Source organism: Streptomyces sp. CB02980 (genome assembly GCF_014451325.2).
Lineage (GTDB): Bacteria > Actinomycetota > Actinomycetes > Streptomycetales > Streptomycetaceae > Streptomyces.
In genome coordinates this window covers 234,605-257,470 of sequence record NZ_JACSCH020000004.1, presented here as the reverse complement: position 1 = coordinate 257,470, position 22,866 = coordinate 234,605, and the positions used below count along the sequence as shown (strand labels likewise).

20 protein-coding genes are annotated in these 22,866 nt (G+C 73.4%); 6 read left to right on the top strand and 14 right to left on the bottom strand.

The window, feature by feature from the left end:
* Window positions 1–19: 19 nt before the first annotated feature.
* From moeZ to E0F75_RS11340, 12 genes are all read right to left on the bottom strand, one after another.
* Window positions 20–1,198, bottom strand: coding sequence for an adenylyltransferase/sulfurtransferase MoeZ (gene moeZ, locus E0F75_RS11390; protein WP_187622393.1), 1,179 nt, complete (start codon window positions 1,196–1,198; stop codon window positions 20–22).
* 63 nt (window positions 1,199–1,261) lie between these two features.
* Window positions 1,262–2,005 carry a spherulation-specific family 4 protein gene (locus E0F75_RS11385; protein ID WP_187622392.1) on the bottom strand — a complete coding sequence of 248 codons (744 nt, stop codon included), beginning with the start codon at window positions 2,003–2,005 and terminating at the stop codon, window positions 1,262–1,264.
* Complete coding sequence (locus E0F75_RS11380; protein ID WP_030320749.1) at window positions 1,993–2,964, bottom strand: NAD(P)-dependent oxidoreductase; 972 nt, start codon at window positions 2,962–2,964, stop codon at window positions 1,993–1,995. The genes E0F75_RS11385 and E0F75_RS11380 overlap by 13 nt, the downstream gene beginning before the upstream one ends.
* Window positions 2,965–3,166: 202 nt before the next feature.
* Window positions 3,167–4,831 (bottom strand): hypothetical protein, encoded by a 1,665-nt coding sequence (locus E0F75_RS11375; protein WP_229312642.1) that lies wholly within the window; start codon window positions 4,829–4,831, stop codon window positions 3,167–3,169.
* Window positions 4,824–6,530: a DUF3492 domain-containing protein gene (locus tag E0F75_RS11370; protein ID WP_187622391.1), complete on the bottom strand. Its 1,707-nt coding sequence runs from the start codon at window positions 6,528–6,530 to the stop codon at window positions 4,824–4,826. Before E0F75_RS11370 ends, E0F75_RS11375 begins: the two co-directional genes overlap by 8 nt.
* A 190-nt stretch (window positions 6,531–6,720) precedes the next feature.
* The gene (locus tag E0F75_RS11365) at window positions 6,721–8,364 is read right to left on the bottom strand and encodes an ABC transporter ATP-binding protein (protein ID WP_187622390.1); all 1,644 of its coding nucleotides are present in this window, start codon (window positions 8,362–8,364) and stop codon (window positions 6,721–6,723) included.
* Window positions 8,361–9,350 carry an ABC transporter permease gene (locus tag E0F75_RS11360; RefSeq protein WP_187622389.1) on the bottom strand — a complete coding sequence of 330 codons (990 nt, stop codon included), beginning with the start codon at window positions 9,348–9,350 and terminating at the stop codon, window positions 8,361–8,363. Before E0F75_RS11360 ends, E0F75_RS11365 begins: the two co-directional genes overlap by 4 nt.
* Window positions 9,350–10,324: an ABC transporter permease gene (locus tag E0F75_RS11355; protein WP_187622388.1), complete on the bottom strand. Its 975-nt coding sequence runs from the start codon at window positions 10,322–10,324 to the stop codon at window positions 9,350–9,352. The genes E0F75_RS11360 and E0F75_RS11355 overlap by 1 nt, the downstream gene beginning before the upstream one ends.
* A complete protein-coding gene (locus E0F75_RS11350; RefSeq protein WP_187622387.1) occupies window positions 10,321–12,051 on the bottom strand; it encodes an ABC transporter substrate-binding protein in 1,731 nt (576 codons plus the stop codon). Before E0F75_RS11350 ends, E0F75_RS11355 begins: the two co-directional genes overlap by 4 nt.
* 198 nt (window positions 12,052–12,249) lie before the next feature.
* Entirely contained in the window at window positions 12,250–12,345 is a 96-nt protein-coding gene (locus tag E0F75_RS40705) for an Ms4533A family Cys-rich leader peptide (protein WP_323185783.1), read from the bottom strand.
* A 100-nt stretch (window positions 12,346–12,445) separates the two neighbouring features.
* Window positions 12,446–13,879, bottom strand: coding sequence for a DUF3152 domain-containing protein (locus E0F75_RS11345; RefSeq protein WP_187622386.1), 1,434 nt, complete (start codon window positions 13,877–13,879; stop codon window positions 12,446–12,448).
* 8 nt (window positions 13,880–13,887) lie between these two features.
* On the bottom strand, window positions 13,888–14,856 hold the full coding sequence (locus tag E0F75_RS11340; protein WP_187622385.1) for an alpha/beta fold hydrolase: 969 nt from the start codon (window positions 14,854–14,856) through the stop codon (window positions 13,888–13,890).
* Window positions 14,857–14,997: 141 nt separating this feature from the next.
* Between E0F75_RS11340 and E0F75_RS11335 the strand changes: the two genes are divergently transcribed.
* The 4 genes from E0F75_RS11335 to E0F75_RS11320 all read left to right on the top strand — a co-directional run bounded on the left by E0F75_RS11335 (window position 14,998) and on the right by E0F75_RS11320 (window position 16,860).
* Window positions 14,998–15,213, top strand: coding sequence for a hypothetical protein (locus E0F75_RS11335; RefSeq protein ID WP_030320733.1), 216 nt, complete (start codon window positions 14,998–15,000; stop codon window positions 15,211–15,213).
* A 163-nt stretch (window positions 15,214–15,376) separates the two neighbouring features.
* Window positions 15,377–16,036, top strand: coding sequence for a TetR/AcrR family transcriptional regulator (locus tag E0F75_RS11330; protein WP_030320731.1), 660 nt, complete (start codon window positions 15,377–15,379; stop codon window positions 16,034–16,036).
* Between the two features lie 126 nt (window positions 16,037–16,162).
* Complete coding sequence (locus tag E0F75_RS11325) at window positions 16,163–16,390, top strand: DUF3107 domain-containing protein (protein ID WP_030207540.1); 228 nt, start codon at window positions 16,163–16,165, stop codon at window positions 16,388–16,390.
* 200 nt (window positions 16,391–16,590) lie between these two features.
* Window positions 16,591–16,860, top strand: coding sequence for a hypothetical protein (locus E0F75_RS11320; protein ID WP_187622384.1), 270 nt, complete (start codon window positions 16,591–16,593; stop codon window positions 16,858–16,860).
* A gap of 86 nt (window positions 16,861–16,946) precedes the next feature.
* Here E0F75_RS11320 and E0F75_RS11315 read toward each other — a convergent pair whose 3' ends face one another.
* Complete coding sequence (locus tag E0F75_RS11315; RefSeq protein ID WP_187622383.1) at window positions 16,947–17,669, bottom strand: ferritin-like fold-containing protein; 723 nt, start codon at window positions 17,667–17,669, stop codon at window positions 16,947–16,949.
* 483 nt (window positions 17,670–18,152) lie between these two features.
* Between E0F75_RS11315 and E0F75_RS11310 the strand changes: the two genes are divergently transcribed.
* Together E0F75_RS11310 and E0F75_RS11305 are read left to right on the top strand one after the other, a co-directional pair.
* Window positions 18,153–20,798, top strand: a complete 2,646-nt coding sequence (locus E0F75_RS11310) for a DEAD/DEAH box helicase (RefSeq protein WP_229312641.1) — start codon at window positions 18,153–18,155, stop codon at window positions 20,796–20,798.
* 139 nt (window positions 20,799–20,937) lie between these two features.
* Window positions 20,938–21,828, top strand: a complete 891-nt coding sequence (locus E0F75_RS11305; RefSeq protein WP_187622381.1) for an alpha/beta fold hydrolase — start codon at window positions 20,938–20,940, stop codon at window positions 21,826–21,828.
* Between the two features lie 21 nt (window positions 21,829–21,849).
* On the opposite strand, the gene E0F75_RS11300 is transcribed toward E0F75_RS11305, so the two are convergent.
* Window positions 21,850–22,779, bottom strand: a complete 930-nt coding sequence (locus E0F75_RS11300) for an NYN domain-containing protein (RefSeq protein WP_187622380.1) — start codon at window positions 22,777–22,779, stop codon at window positions 21,850–21,852.
* Window positions 22,780–22,866: the final 87 nt, after the last annotated feature.

Sequence of the window (22,866 nt, the reverse complement as noted above, 5' to 3'; positions counted from 1 at the left end):
GGCCCCTCCGTTCGACCGTCTAGTAGACCGGCTTCTCGGGCTCGATCTGGTGGACCCAGCCGATCACGCCGCCGCCGACGTGCACCGCGTCGGCGAAGCCCGCGGACTTCAGCACTGCGAGGACCTCCGCACTGCGGACGCCCGTCTTGCAGTGCAGGACGATCCGCTTGTCCTGCGGGAGGTCCTGGAGGGCGGTGCCCATCAGGAACTCGTTCTTCGGGATCAGACGCGCGCCCGGGATCGAGACGATCTCGTACTCGTTCGGCTCTCGGACGTCGATGATGTCGATGTTCTCGCCGTCGTCGATCCACTCCTTGAGCTGCTTCGGAGTGATCGTGGAGCCGAGCGCCGCCTCCTGGGCCTCCTCGGACACGACGCCGCAGAAGGCCTCGTAGTCGATGAGCTCGGTGACGGTCGGGTTCTCGCCGCAGACCGCGCAGTTCGGGTCCTTGCGGACCTTGACCTGGCGGTACTGCATCTCCAGGGCGTCGTAGATCATCAGACGGCCGACCAGCGGGTCGCCCACGCCGGCCAGGAGCTTGATGGCCTCGGTGACCTGGATGGAGCCGATGGACGCGCACAGCACGCCCAGGACGCCGCCCTCGGCGCAGGACGGGACCATGCCCGGCGGCGGGGGCTCCGGGTAGAGGCAGCGGTAGCAGGGACCGTGCTCGGACCAGAAGACCGACGCCTGGCCGTCGAAGCGGTAGATGGAACCCCAGACGTACGGCTTGTTCAGCAGCACGGCCGCGTCGTTGACGAGGTAGCGCGTGGCGAAGTTGTCCGTGCCGTCGACGATCAGGTCGTACTGGCTGAAGATGTCCATCACGTTCTCGGCTTCGAGCCGCTCTTCGTGGAGGATCACGTTCACATACGGGTTGATGCCGAGCACGCTGTCGCGCGCCGACGCCGCCTTGGAGCGGCCGATGTCGGCCTGGCTGTGGATGATCTGGCGCTGGAGGTTCGACTCGTCGACCTCGTCGAACTCCACGATGCCGAGCGTGCCCACGCCGGCGGCGGCCAGGTACATCAGCGCCGGCGAGCCGAGGCCGCCGGCGCCGACACACAGCACCTTGGCGTTCTTCAGCCGCTTCTGCCCGTCCATCCCGACGTCCGGGATGATCAGGTGGCGGGAGTACCTGCGGACCTCGTCTACGGTGAGCTCGGCAGCCGGCTCGACCAGGGGTGGCAGCGACACGGGGACTCCGGTTGTCGGTATGTCAGTACGGTTGTTCTCCCCGTAACACTGCCACGCCTCTTCTCATTCCGAGACACCCGGTCCGATCCGCGAGACGATTTCGTCCCAGTAGCCGGGCAGCGAGTGGAATGGCGCACTTTGTCCCGGGCCCCCCGCGCGGTCGGTGAAGAAGATCGTCCCGGCCCCCTGCCAGCGCGCGATCCGCAGGGCCTCGTCCAGGTGGGTGCGCGGAACGCCGTGCACGAGATGGACGAACTTCGCCTCCGTGTACTCGGCCGTCCACTCGGCCACCTGCGACCAGCGGTAGTCCGCCCAGGCGCCCGAGAAGGTCACCAGCTGGTCGGCGGTCTCGGCGTACCCCGGGTGGGGATGGGTGCCGTGACCGAGGACGAGGTGGGCCTCGCCTCCGAGGACCGCCTCCAGGGTCGCGGTGACCCGCCGCACCCCGGCCAGGTCCGCCCGGTCCGCGGGGCAGCGGTCCAGGTAGAAGCCGTCGACCTTGTACCAGTCGACGAAGCGGTGGGCGTCCGAGACCAGCTCCCCGAACGGCCGGGAGCCGTACGCGGCGTCCAGGTGTCCGAGGACCCTGACCCCGGCGTTACGGAGCCTCCCCGCCGCCTCCAGACAGTGCGGGTCCGGACGGCTGCCCGGGCCCTCCGCCACATTGAGCACCGCCCAGTGCAGCGGGGTCCCGGGGCGGGTCAGCTCGCCCCACTCGACGGGGGCGAGCAGCGGGTGGGCGTAGCCGGGCACGCCCACCCCCAGGGCTTCCTTCACCGCCCCCGTGGTCGCCGTCAGATGCGACACGCCGCCTCCATCCAGATGTCGGCGAGCGACTCCTCCAGGTTGATCCGGGGCCGCCAGCCGAGCCGGTCGCGGGCGGTGCGGACGTCGGCCTGCTGCCAGGGGCCGCAGCCGTCGGGGTAGGGGTAGGGGGCGGCGGCCAGCTGGTCGGCGATGGTCCCCTCGGTGCGGGGGGCGCCGATCATCGGGCGCTGCGGCATGCCGTGCGGGGCGTCCAGCTCGTGCAGGTTGCCGGAGTAGCCGGCGACCCTGGCGAGGACGGCGGCGGCGTCCCGGAGCCGGACCGCGCGGCCGGTGCCGATGTTGACGACGCCCTGGGCGGCGGAGAGCGAGGCCGCGTGCACGGCCCGCGCCACGTCCCGTACGTCGACGAAGTCCCGCTGCACGCCGAGGCCGCTGAGCTTGAGCTCGCCGTCCCCGGCCTGCATGGCCCGGCGCATCGCCTCGGCGAGCCGGCCGAGGGGCGAGCCGGCGGGGGTGCCGGGGCCGACGGGCGAGAAGACGCGGAGGACCACGGCGTCGAGGCCCGAGCCCAGGACGAGCTCGGTCGCCGCCAGCTTCGAGACCCCGTACGGGCCGCCGGGGCGGGGGACGGCGTCCTCGGCGGTGGAGGAGCCGGGCTGGCTGGGCCCGTACTCCGAGGCGCAGCCGACCTGGACGAGCCGGGCGCCGCAGCCGCTGCGGCGCAGGGCCTCGCAGACGGTGGCGACGGCGACGGTGTTGTGCCGGGTCAGGTCGCGGGCGCCGCCACGGGTGGCGCCGGCACAGTTGACGACGACCCCGGGGTGGACGGCGTCGAGGAACCGGGTCAGCGCGCCCGGGCTGCCGGAGGCGAGGTCGAAGCGCACGTCGGCGTCGTCGCCCCGGCCGAGCGCGGTGAGGTGGACCGCCGGGTCGGCGAGGAGCCGGTCGGCGACGAAGCGGCCGATGAAGCCGTTGGCTCCGAGCAAGAGCACCCTCATCGCGCGGCCCCTTCGTGCCGACCGGCCGTTCCTTGGGGTTGCGGGGTCATGGTCTTCGGTCTCCTTGCGAGGTGATCAGAGAGGTGAGGGGGCGCGCCCGCGGCGTCGGCTCCGCGGGTGCGAAAAGGTTTCCTGACGGGAGGCTCGGCGGGGTGGGGGGTGCTGTGGTCGCCCGGCCTCCGCCGGGGGTTGCGGCGGGTTCTCACGGGGTGGCGTGGGCCGAGGCCCGGGCAAGGAAGCCGGTCGCGTGGGCCAGCAGGCCGAGCGCGGCGGCGCCGCAGACGAGGGTGGGTACGGCCCCGGGGCCCCAGGTGTCGACGAGCGCCCGGACGGGGGCGGCGAGCGCGTCGAAGCCGGGGGCGGGGACGCGGGCGGCGAGGACGCTCGTGAGGGCGAGCGCCTCGGCGGCGCTGGCTGCGGCGAGGGCCGCCGCGGCCGTCTCGGGGAGGCCGTGGACGGTGAGGAGCCGGGCGAGCAGCAGGAGCGCGCCGAGGGCCAGGGCCCCGGAGCTGAACCCGGTGAGCCCGAGCAGCAGGGTGAGGGCGAGGAGTTGGAGGGTCACGGTGCCGAGGAGCAGCGGGCGGATGCCGGCGGCGAAGTCGGCGAGGCCCCGGCTTTCGGCGATCCGGCGGCGTGCCCGGTGGGCGAAGAGCCGGGCGCACCAGGCGGCGGGGGCGACGGCGAGGGCGAGGGCCAGGACCGGTCCGGGGGCCAGGTCCCAGGGGCCGTCGGGGCCGCCGCTGAGCACCTGGGTGAGGAGTCCGTCGCCGCAGACCGCGTACGCCACGAGCCAGACGGTCCAGAGCCGGGCGGCGGGCACGGTGCCGCCGTCGGGGGCGCGGAAGGGGCCGCGCCGGACGGCGAGGAGGAGTGCGGCGGTGAGCAGCAGGGCCCCGGTCGCGCCGACGGCGAGACGCACGGGCCCGTGGGTGACGGCGAGTCCGATGCCGGTGAGTGCGGCGGCGGCGCCGGGGGTGAGGACGGCGAGCACCCAGGCCTCGGTGTCCCCGCGCGGGGACGCGGGGGGCGCGGGTGTCTCGCTGCCGCGGGGCACGCGCGCGTAGAGCTCCTCGGCCAGCGAGAACACGTCCCGGTGCCGGAAGCGGGCGGCGGTCCGGTCGGTGAACCCCTGGGCCTCGAGCCCGGCGGCGATCTCCAGCGGGTCGACGGCCCGGGCACAGAGCTCCCGGTGCCGGTGCATGAGGACTTTGACGGGGTCGGCGGTGCCGCGCCGTGGGCGGGCGGCGGGGGCGGGGGCTCCGGCCGGGGCGGGGGCTCCTGCGGGGGTGGTGACTCCGGCCGGGGCGGGGGCTCCGGCCGGGGCGGGCGTCGCCGGGACCCGGCCGGACAGGTCGCCCGCCGGGGCAGGGCCGGGGCCGGACGTCTCGACGGAACCGGGCGCATCGCCCGAGCCGGACGGGCCGGATGTGCCAGACGGGCCGGACAGGCCAGACAGGTCCGACGGGCCGGATGCGCCCGACGGGCCAGGCAGGTCCGACGGGCCGGACGGGTCGGCCCTGCCAGACGTGTCGGACGGGTCGGAGGTGCCCGCCGGGCCGGGCAGCGTGGTCGGCCACGGTGCGCCGGCCGTTGCCGGAGCGGCGGTCGGCACACCGTCCGCGGCCGGCCGCCGCTGCGGCCTCGTCGTCTCGCCCTCCCGCAGGGGCGTCGCCGCTTCCCCCTGGGCCGGGGCTATCCCGGACGGCGGGGCGTCGACGGGCCCCTCGGGGGCGTGCGGGTCGAGGGCGTCGCCGGTACGGGGGGTCAGTGCGGGGGCGCCGAGGAGTGCCTCGGAGCGGGCGTCCCAGGCTCCGGGGCTCGTCGGGGCGGCGGCGGAGCCGCGCATGGGGGTGTCTCCTTCAGGCATCGGGGGCTCCTGTCCCGGCGGCCACGGCCTTGTGCGCCCAGCTGCCCGGCACGTGTGCCTCGGCGGGGTGGGCGAAGGGCACGCCGTCCCCGGGGCGGTGGCGCACCGGCGCGTGGGAGAGGAGTTCCAGGTAGATGCCGCGGAACGCGGCGAGGTTCTGTTCGACGGTGAAGAGTTCGAGCGCGCGGGCGCGGGCGGCGGCGCCCAGGCGGTGGCGGCGCTCGGGCTCGCGGAGCAGCGCGAGGCAGGCGTCGGCGAGCGCCCGGGGGTTGCGCGGGGGGACGACGAGCCCGGTGCCGCCGATGATCTCGACGACCGCTCCGACATCGGTCGATACGGTGGCCCGCGCGCAGAACATCGCCTCGACGAGGCTCGCGGGGAAGCCCTCGACGACGCTGGACAGGACGACGACCGCGCCGGCGGCGTAGGTGTCCTCCAGGGTGGGCGCCTCGGGGCCGCCGAGCTCCTCGAAGGTGACCGGGTTCTCGCCGACGGCGTGTGCGCCGGCGGCCTCGTCGGGGAAGAGCTGGGCGGCGAGCCCCTTGATGTGGGCGAGGTACGCGCCGGAGCCCGGCTCCCGTACGGGTACGGCGACGATCCTCAGCCGGGCATCGGGTTGCCGGGCGCGGATCTCGGCGAAGGCGTGCAGCAGGGCGATGAGGTCCTTGGCGGGTTCGGCCCGGCCGACCCAGACGAGGGTGGCGGGGTCGCCGCTCTCCTCGTCCTCGCCGACCTCGGCGAAGCGGTCGGCGGCCATGCCGGGGTGGACGGTACGGATCCGGGCGCGGTCGGCGCCGCACTTCTCCTGCCAGCGGCGGGCGTGGGCGTTGCCGGGGGTGAGGAGGGCGGCCTGCCCGTAGACCTCGGCGGCGAGCCGGCCGTGGAGGGCGGCGAGCAGGGTGCGCAGGGGCGCGGAGCGGTCGGCGCCGGCGGCCGAGAGGTAGTGGGAGCGGAGCTGTACGCCGTACTCGGTGACGAGCAGCGGGGTCCCGAAGAAGCGTTTGGCCAGCAGTCCGGGAAGGGCGGCGGTGCCGCCGGCCGCGGCGTGGCAGAGGTCGGCCGCGCCGAGCGCGTCCTCCGCGTACCAGTCGAGGGAGAGGGGGCGCAGGGTGCGCTCCAGGTGCTCGACGAAGGCGAGGTGGTCGGGGAGTCCCGCGGCGGCCGCGCCCCGGCGTGCGCCGGGCGCACGGCAGGCGGATTCGAGGGTGCGGACGGCGTCGTCGGAGCGGAGCGCGCCGGGGAGCCCGCCGCGCTCACGGGCGAGTTCGGCGAGCGCGTAGAGCCCTTCGGCGAAGGCGCTCCCGAGCTCGGTCCCGGCCTCGTTGTTCTCCCCGGGCCCGGCGGTGCTCTCCGCTGCCCCGGTGGCGTTCTCCCCGCACACGCCCAGCGCGAGACGGTGGAAGGCCTCGACGAACCGGCGTCGCTCGCGCCGGCCGTAGGCGCGGCGGGCGGCACGGCGGTCGCCGAACGCGGTCCGTTCGAGGAGGTTCCGGGCCGCCGGGCCGGTGTCGGAGCCGCCCAGGTCGGCGGTGCGTGCGACGCGGGCGTTCGGGGGGAGCGGTCGCGGGGTCCCGGACCCGCCGAGGGCGTACAGGTCGAACTGGTGCTGCCCGAGTCCGTGTACGAGCCGCTCGCACCAGAGTCCGGACTCACCGGTGGCGTACGGGTAGCCACCCTCCGTGAGCAGTCCGATCCGCATGAGCGCACCCCCGATCTCCCTTGACGTCGGCCACCGTTGGTCCGGCGACTCGCAGCGGGAAGAACGTAAGCGGAGATACCGGTGGTGCGACGGACGGTTGTCCGTCGCACCACCAGAAGGGGTGAATGCACGTAACTTTCCCACCCCGGTAGCGTTCTGTCGCGGTACGCGCCAGAGCGGTCACGGAGGGTCAGGCAACGGCCAGTTCCTGGCGTCCTTCGCGGCGCAGTTCCCGGCGTTCCGTCGCACGGACCGGGTCGAGGGACGGGACGGCGGCGAGCAGCTGCCGGGTGTACGGGTCCCGGGGCGCGCCGTACACCTCGGCGACCGTGCCCTGCTCGACGATCCGGCCCCCGCGCATGACGGCGACCCGGTCGCTGACCTGCCGGACGACGGCGAGGTCGTGGGCGATGAAGACGAGCCCGAGGCCGAGTTCGGCCTGGAGTTCGGCGAGCAGCGCGGTCACCTGGGCCTGGGTGGTGACGTCGAGGGCGGAGACGGGTTCGTCGCAGACGACGATCCGGGGTTCGGCGGCGAGCGCGCGGGCGATGCCGACCCGCTGGCGCTGCCCGCCGCTGAACTCGTGCGGGTAGGCCTCGTACCGGTCGGGGTCGAGCCCGACCCGGTCGAGCAGCTCCCGCACCCGGCCCCGTATCCGGGTCTCGTCCCGCTCCCCCGCCACCCGCAGCGGGTCGGCGATCGACTCGCCGACGGAGCGGCGCGGGTTGAGCGAGGCGACCGGGTCCTGGAAGACCATCTGGAGTTCGCGGCGGTACGGGCGCAGTTCCTTCTCCGGCAGGGCCCCGATCTCCCTTCCTCCGTAGCGGAGTTGGCCGCCGGTCGGGTCGAGGAGCCGCACCAGCATGCGGCCGAGGGTGGTCTTGCCGCTGCCGGACTCCCCGACGACGCCGAGGGTTTCGCCCGCGTGGAGGGTGAGCGAGGCACCTTCGACGGCGGTCACCGCCTTCGGTCCCCGCCCGAACACACGCCGCAGGTCGCGGACTTCGAGAAGCGGCTGCCCCTTCTCCAGGGGCTCGCGCACCGGCCCGTCGAGCCGGGGCACGGCGGCGAGCAGCCTCCTCGTGTACGGCTCCGCCGGCGCTCCCAACACCCCGCCCACGGGTCCGCGTTCGACCTCCCGGCCGTCCTGCATGACGAGCACCTCGTCGACGCTCTCGGCGGCGACGCCCACGTCATGGGTGACGAGCAGCAGCGCCGTGCCCGTCTCACGCCGCAGCTCGTGCAGCAGGTCGAGGATCTGGGCCTGCACGGTGACGTCGAGGGCGGTGGTCGGTTCGTCGGCGACGATGAGCCGGGGCTCGCAGGCGAGGGCCATCGCGATCAGGGCGCGCTGTCGCATGCCGCCGCTGAACTCGTGCGGACGGGAGCGGGAGCGGCGGGCCGCGTCGGGGATGCCGACCCGGTCGAGGACCTCGACGGCGCGGGCGCGGGCGGCCCGCCGCGAGCCTCCGGCGTGGACGCGGTACACCTCGGCGATCTGGTCGCCGACGGCGTAGTAGGGGTCGAGGGCGGACAGCGGGTCCTGGAAGACCATGGCGGCGACTCCGCCGCGCAGCCGCCGCAGCTCGTCGGGGCCCGCCGTACCGACGTCGATGCCGCCGACCCGCACGGCCCCGCCGACCCGCGCCCCCGTCCCCCGGTGGAGGCCGAGGAGGGCGCCGGCGACGGTGGACTTGCCGCTGCCGGACTCGCCGACGAGGGCGAGGGCCCGGCCCTCGTCGAGGGTGAGGGAGAGGCCGTCGACGGCCCGGACGGGACCGCCGGACCGGGCGAACTCGACGGTGAGGTCCGTTACTTCGACGATCGGGGTCACGTCAGGACCACCCTTCGGTCGGCGGCCGCGTACAGCAGGTCGGCGAGGACGTTGGCGAGGACGACGAACGTGCCCGTCACCATGACCACGCCCACCACCACGGGCAGGTCGATCGCCTTCACCCCGTCGATGAGGGTCTTGCCGAGCCCGGGGATGCCGAAGAGGGACTCGGTGAGGACGGCCCCGCCGAACATCGAGCCGAGGTCGACGGCGCTGATCGCGATGACCGGCGGGACGGCGCCGCGCAGCGCGTGGCGGGTGACGACGGACCGTTCCCCCACCCCGTAGGCGCGGAAGGTGCGGATGTGGTCCTCGGCGAGCGTCTCCAGGGTGGCGCTCCGGGTGAGTCGGGCGTACTTGGCGGATTCGAAGAGGCCGAGGGTGAGCCAGGGAAGGAGCAGGTTCCAGCCCCACTGCTCGGGGTTCTCGCCGAACGGCACGTAGCTGGGGAAGGGCAGCCACTGGAGGTAGGCGCAGACGGCCATGAGGAGCAGCAGTCCGAGGATGAAGACGGGGGTGCCGCTCCCGGCGAGGGTGAGCAGGGTCAGGATCCGCTCGGTGGGGCCGCCCCGGCGGAGCGCGGAGAGCAGTCCGGTGCCGACGCCGACGACGAGCCAGACGACCAGCGCGCCGACGACGAGGGAGGCGGTGGCGGGGAGCCGTTCCAGGACGAGCTGGGTGACCTGCCGGTCGCTCTGGTAGGAGAGCCCGAGGCAGGGCGCGTCGCAGTGCACGAGGGAGACGCCGGTGGAGTAGTCGCGGCCGACGAAGACGCCCTGGAGGAAGTGCAGGTACTGGACGAACATGCTGTCGTTCAGGCCGAGTTGCTCGCGGACCTGGGCGATCTGCTGCGGGTTGCAGCGCTCGCCGCAGGCGAGCCGCGCGGGGTCGCCGGGCGCCAGGTAGAAGAGCGAGTACACGAGGACCGAGAGGGCCAGCAGGACGAGCACGGCGCCGGCGAGCCGCTTGAGGACGAAGCGGGTCATCAGGAGGCCTCCTTGCGGGTGCCGACGCGCAGCCGGCTCGCCTCGCGCGGGTCGAGGGCCGAGCGGACCGCGTCACCGAGGACGGTGAAGGCGAGCACGGTGACGAAGAGCAGTCCGGCGGGCAGCAGGACGTACGCGGGGTCGGCGCGGAACCAGGTCTGCGCGGTCGACAGCATCTGTCCCCAGGACGGGGTGGGCGGGGTGACGCCCACGCCGAGGAACGACAGGGACGCCTCGACGACGATGTTGGTGGGGACGAGGATCGCCGCGTAGGTGATGACGGGCGCGGCGAGGGAGGGCAGCAGCTCGCGGCGGGCGGTCCGCCACGGCCCGGAGCCCGCGAGCCGGGAGGCCGCGACGAAGTCGAGGCTTCTGAGGGTGAGGGTCTGGGCGCGCACGATCCGGGAGGTCCCGGCCCAGCCGAGGAAGCCGATGACGAGGATCAGCAGCAGGGGCCGGGGGAAGCCGCGCGGGACGACGGCGGTGAGGGCGACGGCGAGGACCAGCATCGGGAGGGCGACGAGGACGTCGGTGACCCGGCCGAGGACGCCGTCGACCCAGCGGTTGCCGAGGCCGGCGGCGAGGCCGACGAGGACGCCGATGAGGATCTGGACGGCGGTGGCGCCGACGGCGACGAGCAGGGAGATCCGGGCGCCGTAGAGGAGGCGGACGAACAGGTCGCGGCCGGTGCCGGGTTCGACGCCGAGCCAGTGGTCGGCGCTCGCGCCGCCGAAGGCGCCGTACGGGACGCCGCCGCGGGCCGAGTCGACGAGGTCGTCGTGGTACGCGTTCGCGTCCTGGCCCTCCAGGGCGGCGAGCAGCGGTGCGCCGAGGGCGAGGAGGACGAGCAGGAGGAGGACGGCGGCGGAGACGAGGGCGGCGGGGCGGGTGCGGAGCCGTCGCCACACCTGCCGGGCGGCGCCCGTGGCGGGGAGGCCCGCCACGGGCGCCGTCGTGTCGGTCGGAGCGGTCACTTGACCGAGACCTGCGAGATGTCGAGGACGCCGGTCCAGTCGCTGATGACGACGTTCTTGACGTTCTTGCCGACGAGCCGCTTGTAGACGGGGTGGAAGAGCGGCACGTCGAGCGCCTGCTCGCCGATCTTCCTGTCGAGGGCTCCCCAGCGGGCGGCGGCGGCCTTGAGGTCGGTCAGCTTGTTGATCTCGTCGATCTCCTTGTTGACCGCCGGGTCGTTCAGCTGCGCGTGGTTGTAGTTCGAGCCGTTGGTGACGATCTGGCGTCCGTCGAAGATCGGCGCGAGGAACGGGCCGCCGGCCGGCCAGTCGGCACCCCAGCGGGAGAGGAAGAAGCCGGGCGCGTCCTTGACGCTCCAGCGCTTCTCGTTGAAGGAGTTGGGCTGCTGGCCGTCGAGCTTGACGGTGATGCCGGCCTTGCCGAGCGCCTCCTGGACGGCGGTGGCGATCTCGGGGCTGGTGGTGCGGTTCTGGGCGGTGGAGTGGAGCAGGGTGACGGTGAGCCCGTTCGGGTATCCGGCCTCCTTCAGGACGGCCTTGGCCTTCTCCGGGTCACCGGTCTTCCCGGCCGGGAAGTGGTCGTACGGCGTGAAGCCGAAGGACTTCTGCTCGGGCAGGAAGGTGGTGGCGGGCTCGGCGAGCGCGGAGCCGCCGGCCGCGTTGACGACGCTGGTGCGGTTGATCGCGTACGAGATCGCCTGGCGCACCTTCGGGTTGTCGAAGGGCTTCACCTTGGGATTGAAGGCGATGTAGTTGGTGTAGCCGAAGTGGCCGGTGCCGACGCGGGCGGCGAGGGCCTTGTCGGAGCCCACCTGGGCGAGCTCGGCCGGGCCGAGGTTGGTGTCGGTGGTGATCGCGGAGGCGTCGGCGCCGGTGGAGGTGGCGAGGCGCTGGTTGATCACGGCCTCGTCGAGACCGGACCGGACGTCGATCCTGTCCGGGTAGGCCTTGCGCTCCTCGTCGGTCTTGGGGTCCCAGTGCTCGTTGCGCTCCAGGGTGAGGCGCTCGCCGTCGTTGTCGTTCTCGACGACCTTGTACGGGCCGGAGGAGACGGGGTGCTCCTCGTACTTCGCACCGGTGTCCTTGGCCTTCGGGACCGGGGCGAACTGGGTCTGGGTGGCGACGAAGGGGAACTCGCCCTCGGGCTTCTTCAGCTGGAAGACGATGGTCCGCGCGTCGGGAGTGACGATGGACGCGAGACCCTTCTTGTCCTTGTAGGGGCCCTGGTACGTGTCGCCGCCGACGAGCCAGTCGCGCAGGTACGGGGCTCCGCCGGAGAGTTCGGCGGCGAAGGAGCGCTCGATGCCGTACTTGATGTCGGCGCTGGTGATGGGCGTGCCGTCCTCGAACTTCAGGCCCTCCTTCAGCGTGTACGTCCACTCCGTGGCGTCCTTGTTGGGGCGGCCGGTGTCGGTGGCGAGGTCGGGGACGACCTGGGTGCCGGCGGCGCCCGCCTCGCGGTTGCGGGTGGTGAGCGTACGGAAGACGAGGGAGGGGACGTTGCCGCCGCCGGAGGTGTAGAGGCGGGCGGGGTCGAAGTCGGTCTGGGCCTCGCTGTTGAGGACGGTGAGCGTGCCGCCCTTCTGCGGGGCGCCCGCGGCCTTGCCGGAGGTGCCGCCCTTGGCGCCGGTGTCCTCGGGTCCCGCGCAGGCGGCGACGCCCAGGGTCAGGACGAGACTGACGGCGGTCGCTGCCACGCGGCGCGAAACGACGGACGATTGACGCATCGGAGAAAACCTCTCGGAGAACTGCGGGTACGGGAAGGGGAATTCCACGCAGGCAGCGGCGAGCGGCGGCATCCGAAGGGAGTGACCGAGCACAGGGAATCAGAAAGAAAAGCCGCGCCTGCGGGGAGAGAACACCCGGGCGCGGAAAGCCGTCGGCAATGCGGGAAATGGCAAGGCCGACGGGCGCTCGGGCAGGCGTCAGCTACAGAGAATGTCGGCGACGGAATGTCCGGCCACGCCGATGAGCGCCAGCTCGAAGGCGGCGCGATCGGAGACGACGTGACGGTGCGACATGCCGAGAAATATGAACGAACGCGCGAACGATGTCAACGCGGTTCGACAATTCCCGAGACGCCCGTCTCAGAATGTGATCATCGAAGGACCGAGGCGGATCTCAACTCCCGGGGTGCACCCAGGGGTTGGGACGGCACTTGATTCCGTCGATGTTCAGGGACTTCGTCTGCTGCTGCATCACGGGGGCGAGGGCGCCGGGAGTGGCGCAGTTCACATGGCCGTGCCCGAGCCGGTGTCCGACCTCGTGATTGATGAGCATCTGGCGATACGCGAACATCGCCTTGGGGCCGAAGGTCTCCGAGCCCTGCGCCCAGCGGTACGCGTTGATCATCACGCGGTCCGTCTGCGCCGAGTCGCAGGACACGTTTTCGGCCAGGGTGTCGAGCCCGGACTTCTCGCACCAGACGCCGGTGGTGCCGGGGCTGGCGAGCGTGATGACGAACTGGGGCTCCCCGCTGGAAATGCGCTCGAAGGTCATCTCGCCGTTCCCGGCCCAACTGCGGCGGTCGTTGAGGGTCTTGAACACGGCTGTGGCGAAGAGGTTCTGATCGAGGCCGAGGCCCTCCTCGACGTCGATCCGGTAGCGGACCAGATTCCCCTTGCCGGGGGCCTTCTGGAAGCCGGGCACGGCCTTGAACCCCCCGGAGCCCTTGAGCTTGGGGTCGATCGGGTACTGGCGGGCGATCAGCTGCTCGTACGTCGGCGGAGGCGGCGGGGTGGCCGGGGCGGACGCGGCCGGGCTCGACGGGGCGGCCCGCTCGTCGGAACGGGAGGCGGAGGTGTCGTCCGATGCCCGCTCGTCCGGCTGTCCGGCGGCACGGGCCGCACCCGGGGCCTCGTCCTGGTCGGCGACCTGTCCGGTGACCACGACGGCGAGGACGGTGGCGACGGCGGCGGCCGCGACGCCGGTGAGGGTGCGGCCGAGGCCGCCCCTGCCGGTCGGCTCTTCGGCCTCGGGGAGGGTCTCGCGGCGGGGGCCGGGGATGAACGGCGCCTGGGGAGCGGCCTGTTCGGTCTCCTCGGTACGGGGGTTGCCGTGCCGGGGGGCGTACGGCCGGGGCGCGGAGCCCTCCTCGTGCTGCGGATGTCCGCCCCGTACGGAGCTCCCGTAGACGGGGACACCGTGCGCGGGGGTCCCGAGGGCCGCGTGCGCCCCGGTGTCGTAGGCCCCGCCGCCGTAACCGGGACCGCCGTATGCGGGAGTGCCGTGCGCGGGGGTCCCGTACATGGGAGTCCCGTGCGCGGGGGTCCCGTACGCCGGAGCGCCGTGCGCCGGGGTCCCGTACCCGGGGGTCCCGTGCGCGGGGGTCCCATACCCGGGGGTCCCGTACATCGGGGTGCCATGGGCCGGGGTCCCCGCCGGGTCCTGGCCTCCGCCGCCCGCGGTCCTGCGGCGGCGTCCGGTGCCGCCCTGCGGCGGGCGGCCCGCCTGCGTGCCCGGTGCTCCGGCCGCCGGCGGAGCCTGTGGGGCCGCCGCCTGTTGTCCGGTGTCGGCCACCGAGGGCGCGGAGCCCTTGCGACTATGTCGTCCCACGCCCCGGATCAGCTCCCGCCGTGATCGGCGATCAGGTCCCGGGCGGCCTGCGCGACCGTCTCGGGGTACTCCATCATCGCCACGTGCCCCGCCTCGGGAAGGGTCAGCAGGCGTGAGCCGCGGAAGGCCGCGGCCGCCTTCCGGGCCATCCGGTACGAGACGAGCTGGTCGCGCCCACCGTAGACGAGGAGCGTCGGTGCGAGAACCCGTTCGGCCTGCCGCCACAGTCCGTGCTGGCCGCCGAGCGTGTACGCGTCGACGATGCCGCGCGAGGAGCGGGCCATGGCGTCCCAGAAGTAAGGGAGCTCCAGACGCCGCTCCATCTCCTCCACGGCGTGCCGCAGGCCCTCGTCGGTGACCCGGCCGGGGTCCCCGTAACAGAGCGAGAGGACACCGCGGACGCGCTGCTCGGCCGTCCAGTCCTTGGTGAGCTTCGCGAAGGCCGAGGCGACGCCGGGCACCGCGAGCAGCACCGTCGGCCATGCCGTGCGCTGGGCGCGCAGCTCGGGCAGCGCCGGCGAGACGAGGGTGAGGGTGCGGACCAGGTCGGGACGCGCCGCGGCGACGCGGGTGGCGACGGCGCCGCCCAGCGAGTTGCCGAAGAGGTGGACCGGTCCGCGACCCGTGGAGTCGAGGAGCCGGATGACGGCGCGCGCGTGCCCGGTGACCGAGTAGTTGCCGTCGTCGGGCGGCGGCGAGTCGCCGAAGCCGGGCAGGTCGACCGCCTCGCCGTCGACGAGGTCCGCGAGCAGCGGCATCAGGGTGGACCAGTTCTGGGAGGAACCCCCGAGGCCGTGGACGTACAGCGCGGGCGGCAGACCGGGCTCGACGCCCGGCCGGGCACGCACGGTGAGGGTGAGTCCTGGCAGCGAGACGGAGCGGAGCTCCTCGCCGTCGGCGACCCGTACGGCGCGCGCGGGGCGCGACGCGGAGGGCGCGGCGGCGGTCCGGGTTTCCGGCAGCTCGGTCGACGACATGGCCGCAATATTACGAGACGATCACGCGCGGAGACGTGTGGGTGCCGTCACAGGTGCGTGTGCGGCGAGCCGCGTGTGCTCCTACGCTCGGAGAGAGGGCCATCGGAGACGACCGCGACCCGTAGCTCCGGAAGGAACCTCATGACTGTCGATCCGACCGAGCCGGACACATTCACCGAGGAAGAGGACGTCGTGCTGGACCAGGAAATCCCGGAGGCCGACGCTGCCGAGCAACACACCGAACTGCAGCAACGCGACGACGAACCGCTCACCCATGTCGAGCGCGACTCGGCGAACGAGGCGGACTCGTCCGAACAGGCACGGGTCGTCACCCTGGACGAGGACGACTACCGCTGATCGGACGACTACCGCCGATTTGTTCGGTCTACTTTTGAATCGACTGTCGACCCGGACGTCCGGTCCGTGAAATTCTGCGTCCGCACCGCGCACAGCCGGGTTACCCAAAAGTACGATGGCGGCGCGCGCGACAGTGTGCATGGATCGATTTTTGGGAGGCCGCGTGAGCGCCATCGAGCAGACAGAGGCAGCACGCCCTCGGGGCACGCGCCTGCCGCGACGTGCCCGACGGAACCAGCTCCTCGGCGCCGCCCAGGAGGTCTTCGTCGCCCAGGGGTACCACTCGGCCGCGATGGACGACATCGCCGAGCGCGCCGGCGTCAGCAAGCCGGTGCTCTACCAGCACTTCCCCGGGAAGCTGGAGCTCTACCTGGCCCTGCTCGACCAGCACTGCGAGTCCCTCCTCCTGGCGGTGCGCACGGCCCTCGCCTCCACCACCGACAACAAGCTGCGCGTCGCGGCCACGATGGACGCCTACTTCGCGTACGTCGAGGACGAGGGCGGCGCCTTCCGGCTCGTCTTCGAGTCCGACCTGACCAACGAGCCCGCCGTACGCGAGCGCGTGGACCGGGTGAGCCTGCAGTGCGCCGAGGCGATCTCCGACGTCATCGCTGAGGACACCGGCCTCTCCAAGGACGAGTCGATGCTGCTCGCCGTGGGTCTGGGCGGCGTCTCCCAGGTCGTCGCCCGCTACTGGCTGTCGAGCGGGTCCGCCATCCCGCGCGACAAGGCGGTCGGACTGCTGACCTCGCTCGCCTGGCGCGGCATCGCCGGCTTCCCGCTGCACGCGGTGGACGGCCAGCTGAGCGCCGAGGGTCACTGAGCATTCCCGCGGGCTGTTCGCTCCTGGCGTGCCGCGACTGAGCCGTACCCGTCCCCTCACCGGGCTAATGTGTGCAGCGTACGGCGCGGTATTCGCGCAACGCTGACCGTTCGGAGGGACATAGCCGTGGAGGTCAAGATCGGCGTGCAGCACGCACCCCGGGAGATCGTTCTGGAGAGCGGGCAGTCCGCCGAGGAGGTGGAGCGCGCCGTGGCCGACGCGCTGGCCGGCAAGGCGCAGCTGCTCAGCCTCTCGGACGAGAAGGGCCGCAAGATCCTCATCCCGGCCGAGAAGATCGCGTACGTGGAGCTCGGCGAGCCCGCCGTGCGCCGCGTGGGTTTCGGCGCGCTCTGAGCCCAGGATCTGCGGGAAGGGCCCGGTGGACCGTCACGGTCCACCGGGCCCTTCGCCATGCGGGCGCGTGTCGTCCCGCCGTGCCCTCGTATGTCCGAATGGCCACGTCAGGGCGTACGGGAGGATTGCGTTCCGGAGCCCTGGGGTAGGAGGGGTTCGACCGCACCACCCGCCCCGCACCCCTCGCGAGGTGATCCGCCGTGTTCCTGGAAGCCCTCGGCTCCGCCCTGCTCGGTTTCGCCCTGGCCTGGGCCGCCGCGCACCGGCTGCCCGACCGCCTCCCCGTCCGGGTGATCGTCCTCGCCACCGGCGCGCTGGGCGGCGTCTTCGGCGCGCTCGTCACCCACGGGGCCCTCGGTCCCGGTCACTTCCTCGCCACCCTGGTCGGTGCGGTGGCGGTGGCGGCGGTGCTGCTCTCGCTGCTGATCCGGCCGGCCTCGCGCAGGCTGCGACGATCAGCGGCGGCGTGAACAGCGCCGCGCGTCCCCTTCCCGTACGACGGGACCGCCTTCGTACGGGAACTCCCCGCACGGGAGCGTCTTCGTACGGGTGATGCTCAGGCGGCGAGACCGAGCGCGGCCATGCGCTTGGTGTGGGCCTCGGTGATCCGGGAGAACATCCGGCCGACCTCCGCGAGGTCGAAGCCGTCCGCGACACCGCCGACCAGCATGGTCGACAGCGCGTCGCGCTCGGCGACCACGCGCTGCGCCTGCGAGAGCGCCTCGCCCATCAGACGGCGCGCCCAGAGCGCGAGCCGTCCGCCGACGCGCGGGTCTGCGTCGATCGCGGCGCGGACCTTCTCGACGGCGAAGTTGCCGTGGCCGGTGTCGTCGAGCACGGAGACGACGAGTCCCCGCGTGTCGGAGTCGAGGCGGGCCGCGACCTCCCGGTAGAAGTCACTGGCGATCGAGTCGCCGACGTACGCCTTGACCAGGCCCTCCAGCCAGTCCGACGGCGCGGTCTGGCGGTGGAAGTCGTCGAGCGCCTTGGCGAAGGGCTCCATGGCCGCGGTCGGCTCGGCGTCGACGGCGGCGAGGCGGTCGCGCAGCCGCTCGAAGTGGTGGAACTCGGCGGAGGCCATCTTCGCCAGCTCCGCCTTGTCCGCGAGGGTCGGCGCGAGCTTGGCGTCCTCGGCGAGCCGTTCGAAGGCCGCGAGCTCTCCGTAGGCGAGGGCGCCGAGGAGGTCGATCACGGCGGCGCGGTACTGCGGCTCGACGGAAGCCGTCGCCCAGTCCTTGGCTGCGATCCCGGTGGGTGTGGCGTTGTCAGGCGTCTCCATGGAGCGCACAATAGCCCGCTCGGGCACTGGGGGAAGGCGCTGGTCAGTCAGTGTGACCGTGCCCTCATCACCATTTCTCCCAACACACATGCGCGATTCCGGGGTACAGTGATAAGGCGCCTGCTGAGTATGCGGACATGCTTTCGCACGTTCGGACGTATCCGGTGGGCCGACTCATGAATGAGGATGCCCGGTCGGTGGCCCGATCGGCTCCGGCCCGACAGCCCTTCCGGCGGACCCGCGGAAGGGTCACCTCAGCGGTACGACGCTCGAGCGACGGCAGTGGTCCCGTGCCACCCGGCAGCGGTCTTTCCGATCGCGTCGGCAGTTCCCGGCACGGTACGACCCCCTTCGTTCGCCTCGCACCGCGTCCACAGAAGAGGCAGCACCCTGACTACGACTTTCCGAGAACTCGGAATCCTTCCCGAGACGGCCGAAGCCCTTGAGGCCGTCGGCATCGTCACCCCCTTCCCCATCCAGGAGATGACCCTCCCGGTCGCCCTCACCGGCACCGACGTCATCGGCCAGGCCAAGACCGGCACGGGCAAGACCCTCGGTTTCGGTCTGCCGATCCTGGAGCGCGTCACCGTCCCCATGGACGTCGAGGCCGGCCGGGCCAAGCCCGAGCAGCTCACCGACGCCCCGCAGGCGCTCGTCGTCGTCCCCACCCGCGAGCTGTGCCAGCAGGTCACCAACGACCTCCTGACCGCCGGCAAGGTGCGGAACGTCCGTGTGCTCGCCATCTACGGCGGCCGGGCGTACGAGCCCCAGGTCGAGGCGCTGAAGAAGGGCGTCGACGTCGTCGTCGGCACCCCCGGCCGTCTGCTCGACCTGGCGGGCCAGCGCAAGCTCGACCTGTCCCACGTCAAGGTCCTCGTCCTGGACGAGGCCGACGAGATGCTCGACCTGGGCTTCCTGCCCGACGTCGAGAAGATCATGAACATGCTTCCGCCGAAGCGTCAGACGATGCTGTTCTCGGCGACCATGCCGGGCGCGGTCATCGGCCTGGCCCGCCGCTACATGTCGCAGCCGACGCACATCCGCGCCACCTCGCCCGACGGCGAGGGCGTGACCGTCGCCAACATCAAGCAGCACGTCTACCGTGCGCACAACATGGACAAGCCGGAGATGGTCTCCCGCATCCTGCAGGCCAACGGCCGCGGGCTCGCGATGATCTTCTGCCGCACCAAGCGCACGGCGGCCGACATCGCCGAGCAGCTGGAGCGTCGCGGCTTCGCCTCCGGCGCGGTCCACGGCGACCTCGGCCAGGGCGCCCGCGAGCAGGCGCTGCGCGCCTTCCGCAACGGCAAGGTCGACGTGCTCGTCTGCACCGACGTCGCCGCGCGCGGCATCGACGTCGAGGGCGTCACCCACGTCATCAACTACCAGTCGCCCGAGGACGAGAAGACGTTCCTCCACCGCGTGGGCCGCACCGGCCGCGCGGGCAACAAGGGCACGGCCGTCACCCTGGTCGACTGGGACGACATCCCGCGCTGGCAGCTCATCAACAAGGCGCTCGGGCTGGACTTCAACGACCCGGTCGAGACGTACTCCTCGTCTCCGCACCTCTTCGAGGAGCTGGACATCCCGGCGGGCACCAAGGGCATCCTGCCCCGCGCCGAGCGGACCCGTGCGGGTCTGGGCGCGGAGGAGCTCGAGGACCTGGGCGAGCCCGGCGGACGCCGTGCGCGCGGCCCGAAGAACGACCGGGCCGAGCGGACCGAGCGGACCGAGGAGCGCCCCGAGCGGACGCGGACCCCGCGTCAGCGCCGGCGCACCCGTGGCGGCGAGCTCGACGCCATGGCGCCGGCGGTGTCCGCGGCCCCGGCCGTGGAGACCGCGCCGGTGGCGGACGAGGCGATGGCCGAGTCCGGCCCGCGCACCCCGCGCCGCCGCCGTCGCACCCGCGTCGGCGCCCCGGGCTCCGCGCCGGTGACCCAGGTCGCGCAGACGGCTCCGGTCGCCCAGGCCGCGCCTGCGGCGATCGCCCAGGCCGAGCGGAAGGCTCCGGCAGCCCGGACCGTGGTCGAGGACGCCGCTCCGGCGCCCGTGACCGAGGCTCCCGTCGTCGAGGCCGCCGTGGTCGAGGCCCCGGCCGCCGAGCCGAAGACCCCGCGCCGCCGCAGCCGTACCGCCGCCCGTCCGGAGGCCGTGCGCAGCGCGCCCGCCGCCCCGGCCCCGGTGGCCCAGGAGTCGGCACCGGCCCCGCGCCGTCGTCGTCCCCGGGTGGCCCGCCCGGTCGAGGACACCGTGTCGTTCCAGACGGTCGAGACGGCCGCGGCCGCCCTGCGCGCCGCGAAGGCCGCGCCGGCCGTCGAGGCGCCCGTCGCCGTGGCGCCGGTCGTCGAGGCCCCGGTCGCCGAGGAGCCGAAGAAGGCCCCCCGTCGCCGTACCGCCAAGAAGGCCGTCACGGAGCCGGTCGCCGAGACCGTCGCCGCAGCTCCGGTGGTGGCCGAGCCGGTCACGGCCGCTGTCGCGCCCGTGGTCGAGGCCGCCGCGGCGGTCACGGCCGAGGTTCCCGCGCCGCGTCGTCGCCGTGTGGTGCGGAAGGCCGCCGGTTCGCCGGTGACCTCCACCCCGGTCGTCGAGCCCGTCGTCGAGCCGGCGCCCGCGCCGGTCGTCGAGGAGGAGCCGAAGAAGCCCGCGCGTCGCCGGGTGGTCCGCAAGGCCGCCGGTTCGCCGGCCACGTCCACCGAGGCCGCGACCGTGATCGTCACGACCCCGGTCGTCGAGGCCCCGGTCGTCGTCGTCGAGGCCCCGGTCGTCGAGGCCGCTCCGGCCGCCGTCGCCGAGACCACGGTCGTCGAGGCCCCGGTCGAGGAGCCGAAGAAGGCTCCCCGTCGCCGTACGGCCAAGAAGGCCGTGGCGGAGCCGGTCGCCGAGACCGCCGCCCTCGTCGAGGCTCCGGCCGCCGAGGAGGCCCCGAAGGCTCCCCGTCGTCGCGCGGCCAAGAAGGCCGTCGTCGCCGAGGCGCCCGACGCCTCGGAGCCGAAGACGCCGGCCCGTCGCCGTACGACGAAGAAGGCCGCCGCGGAGCCGGTCGCCGAGACCGCCGAGGCCGCCGAGGCCCCGAAGGCCCCGCGCCGTCGCACCACCAAGAAGGCGGCGGCCGCTCAGCCCGAGAGCTGATCCCGCCCGCCCTCGTGACCGCGGCCCGGCCCCTCCCCAGGGGCCGGGCCGCGGTCGTGTGACCGGAAGCGGTCGTCAGCGGTCGCCGTACGGGCAGGGGCCTCGGGCCGTCCCCGGTGCGCGCGGTTACAGTCCAGATATGAGCAAGCCCCGGTCCCTCGTCCTGCCGCCCGGCACCCGTGCCCACCACCTCGTGACCGCGCGGGGCGACTTCGCCGTGCTCGACACGGAGCCCCGGGGCGAGCGGCGCGGGACGGTGCTGCTGCTGCCGGGGTACACCGGCAGCAAGGAGGACTTCCTGGCCCTGCTGGGCCCGCTGAGCGAGGCCGGATACCGGGCCGTGGCGGTGGACGGGCGCGGTCAGTACCAGTCCCCGGGCCCCCGCGGCCGGGCCGGCTACCGTCGCAGGGCGCTCGCGCTCGACGCGGTGGCACAGGCCTCGGCGCTCGGCGACGGCCCGGTCCATCTGCTCGGCCACTCGTTCGGCGGCCTGGTGGCCCGCGCGGCCGCCGCGCTCGCCCCGGCCGCCTTCCGCTCCCTCACCCTGCTCTCCTCGGGCCCCGGCCGGGTGGCCAGGCCACAGCGAGTCCGGGTGCGCGTGCTGCGCGTCTCCCTCGCGTTCCTGCCGAAGGAGCGGGTGTGGCAGGCGATGTGCTGGCTCGACAGCCGGGGCGAGGAGCCGGACACGGACGACGCGCCGCAGCTCGCGGGCTTCCTGCGGCGGCGCTGGATGCGGACCCGGATCGCGCAACTGGCGGGTGCGGGGCGGCTGCTGCTCAGCCGTCAGGACGGTACGGCGGACCTCGCCGCGCTGCGGATGCCGCTGCACATCGCGTACGGGGCGGACGAGATGGTCTGGCCCACGGCCACGCTCGCGGCGGCGGCCGCGCGCACGGGCGCGCACCACACGGTGGTGGCGGGTGCCGGCCACTCCCCCAATGTGTCGCACCCGCAGGAGCTGACGGACCGCCTCACCGGCTTCTGGGAGCGGACGGCGGCCCCCACCGGAGTCGGCAGCACCGCCCGCTGACCCCGGCCCCGCGGGCAGCCGTCAGAACTGCCCCTTGAGGTGCTGCCAGAAGCCGTCCCGCAGGGCGCGCCGGAGTGCGGCGTGGCCGCGCAGGGACCGGCTGAGGAGGCGCTCCGCCTCGACGAGCAGGTCCTGGTCGACGGACCCGGGCAGATAGGGCGCGCCCGGCAGGAGTTCGGCGAGCCGGTCCCGGCCGCGTTCGCCGAGCCAGGTCGCCGCGATCTGGGCGCCGACGAACCGCACCTCCTCGCGGGACGGCGGCGGCTCGCCCTCGTTCTCGTACGTGGTGACGGGGCGGCGGGTGACGTACGGGCGGCAGAAGTCGAGCTCGAAGGTGCGCTGGCTGTCGACCTCCCAGAGGAGCGCCTCGGCCTGGTTGCGGCCCTCGGCCGCCTCGATGCCCCAGAGGTGGACGCGGGCGCCGTAGCCCTGGGCGGCCTCGACGGCCGACACGAGGTCCTCGTCGCCGCCGACGAGGGCGGCGTCGCTGATGGCGCGGTGGCGGGCGAGGGACTCCAGATCGGTGCGGATCAGGGAGTCGACGCCCTTCTGCTGGTTGTTGGCGTTGAGGTTGCCGAGGCGCACCTTGACGTCGGGCAGCTCGGCGATGGCCTGCTGCTCGGGGGTGTGGATACGGCGTCTGGCCCCGTCGTACCAGTAGACGCGGAGCAGTCTGCTGTCGGCGAAGATCGTGCGGGCCTTGTCGATGAAGGCCTCGATGAGGCCTTCGGCGTCGAGGTCGAAGGAGCGCCGGTCCTCGGTTCCCGTCACCAGCAACCCGGCCGCAGCATGGACGTAACCCGCGTCGACGAAGATGGCGTGGGTGGAGGGGGTCTTGGCGACCTCGGCCAGCATCCGCTGGAGGAGCTCATTGGTGCGCTCCAGGCGCACGTCGAGTGCGCGCAGGCGGGCGTCGGTCTCGGTCACCTGAGTGGTGTCTGCGTCGTTCATACGGGGCTCATTGTCCGCCGCTCGGGGCCTGGCCGCCACACCCTCCTACCCGCCAGTAGTTAGGCATCCGAAAATTTTCCTTAGCGT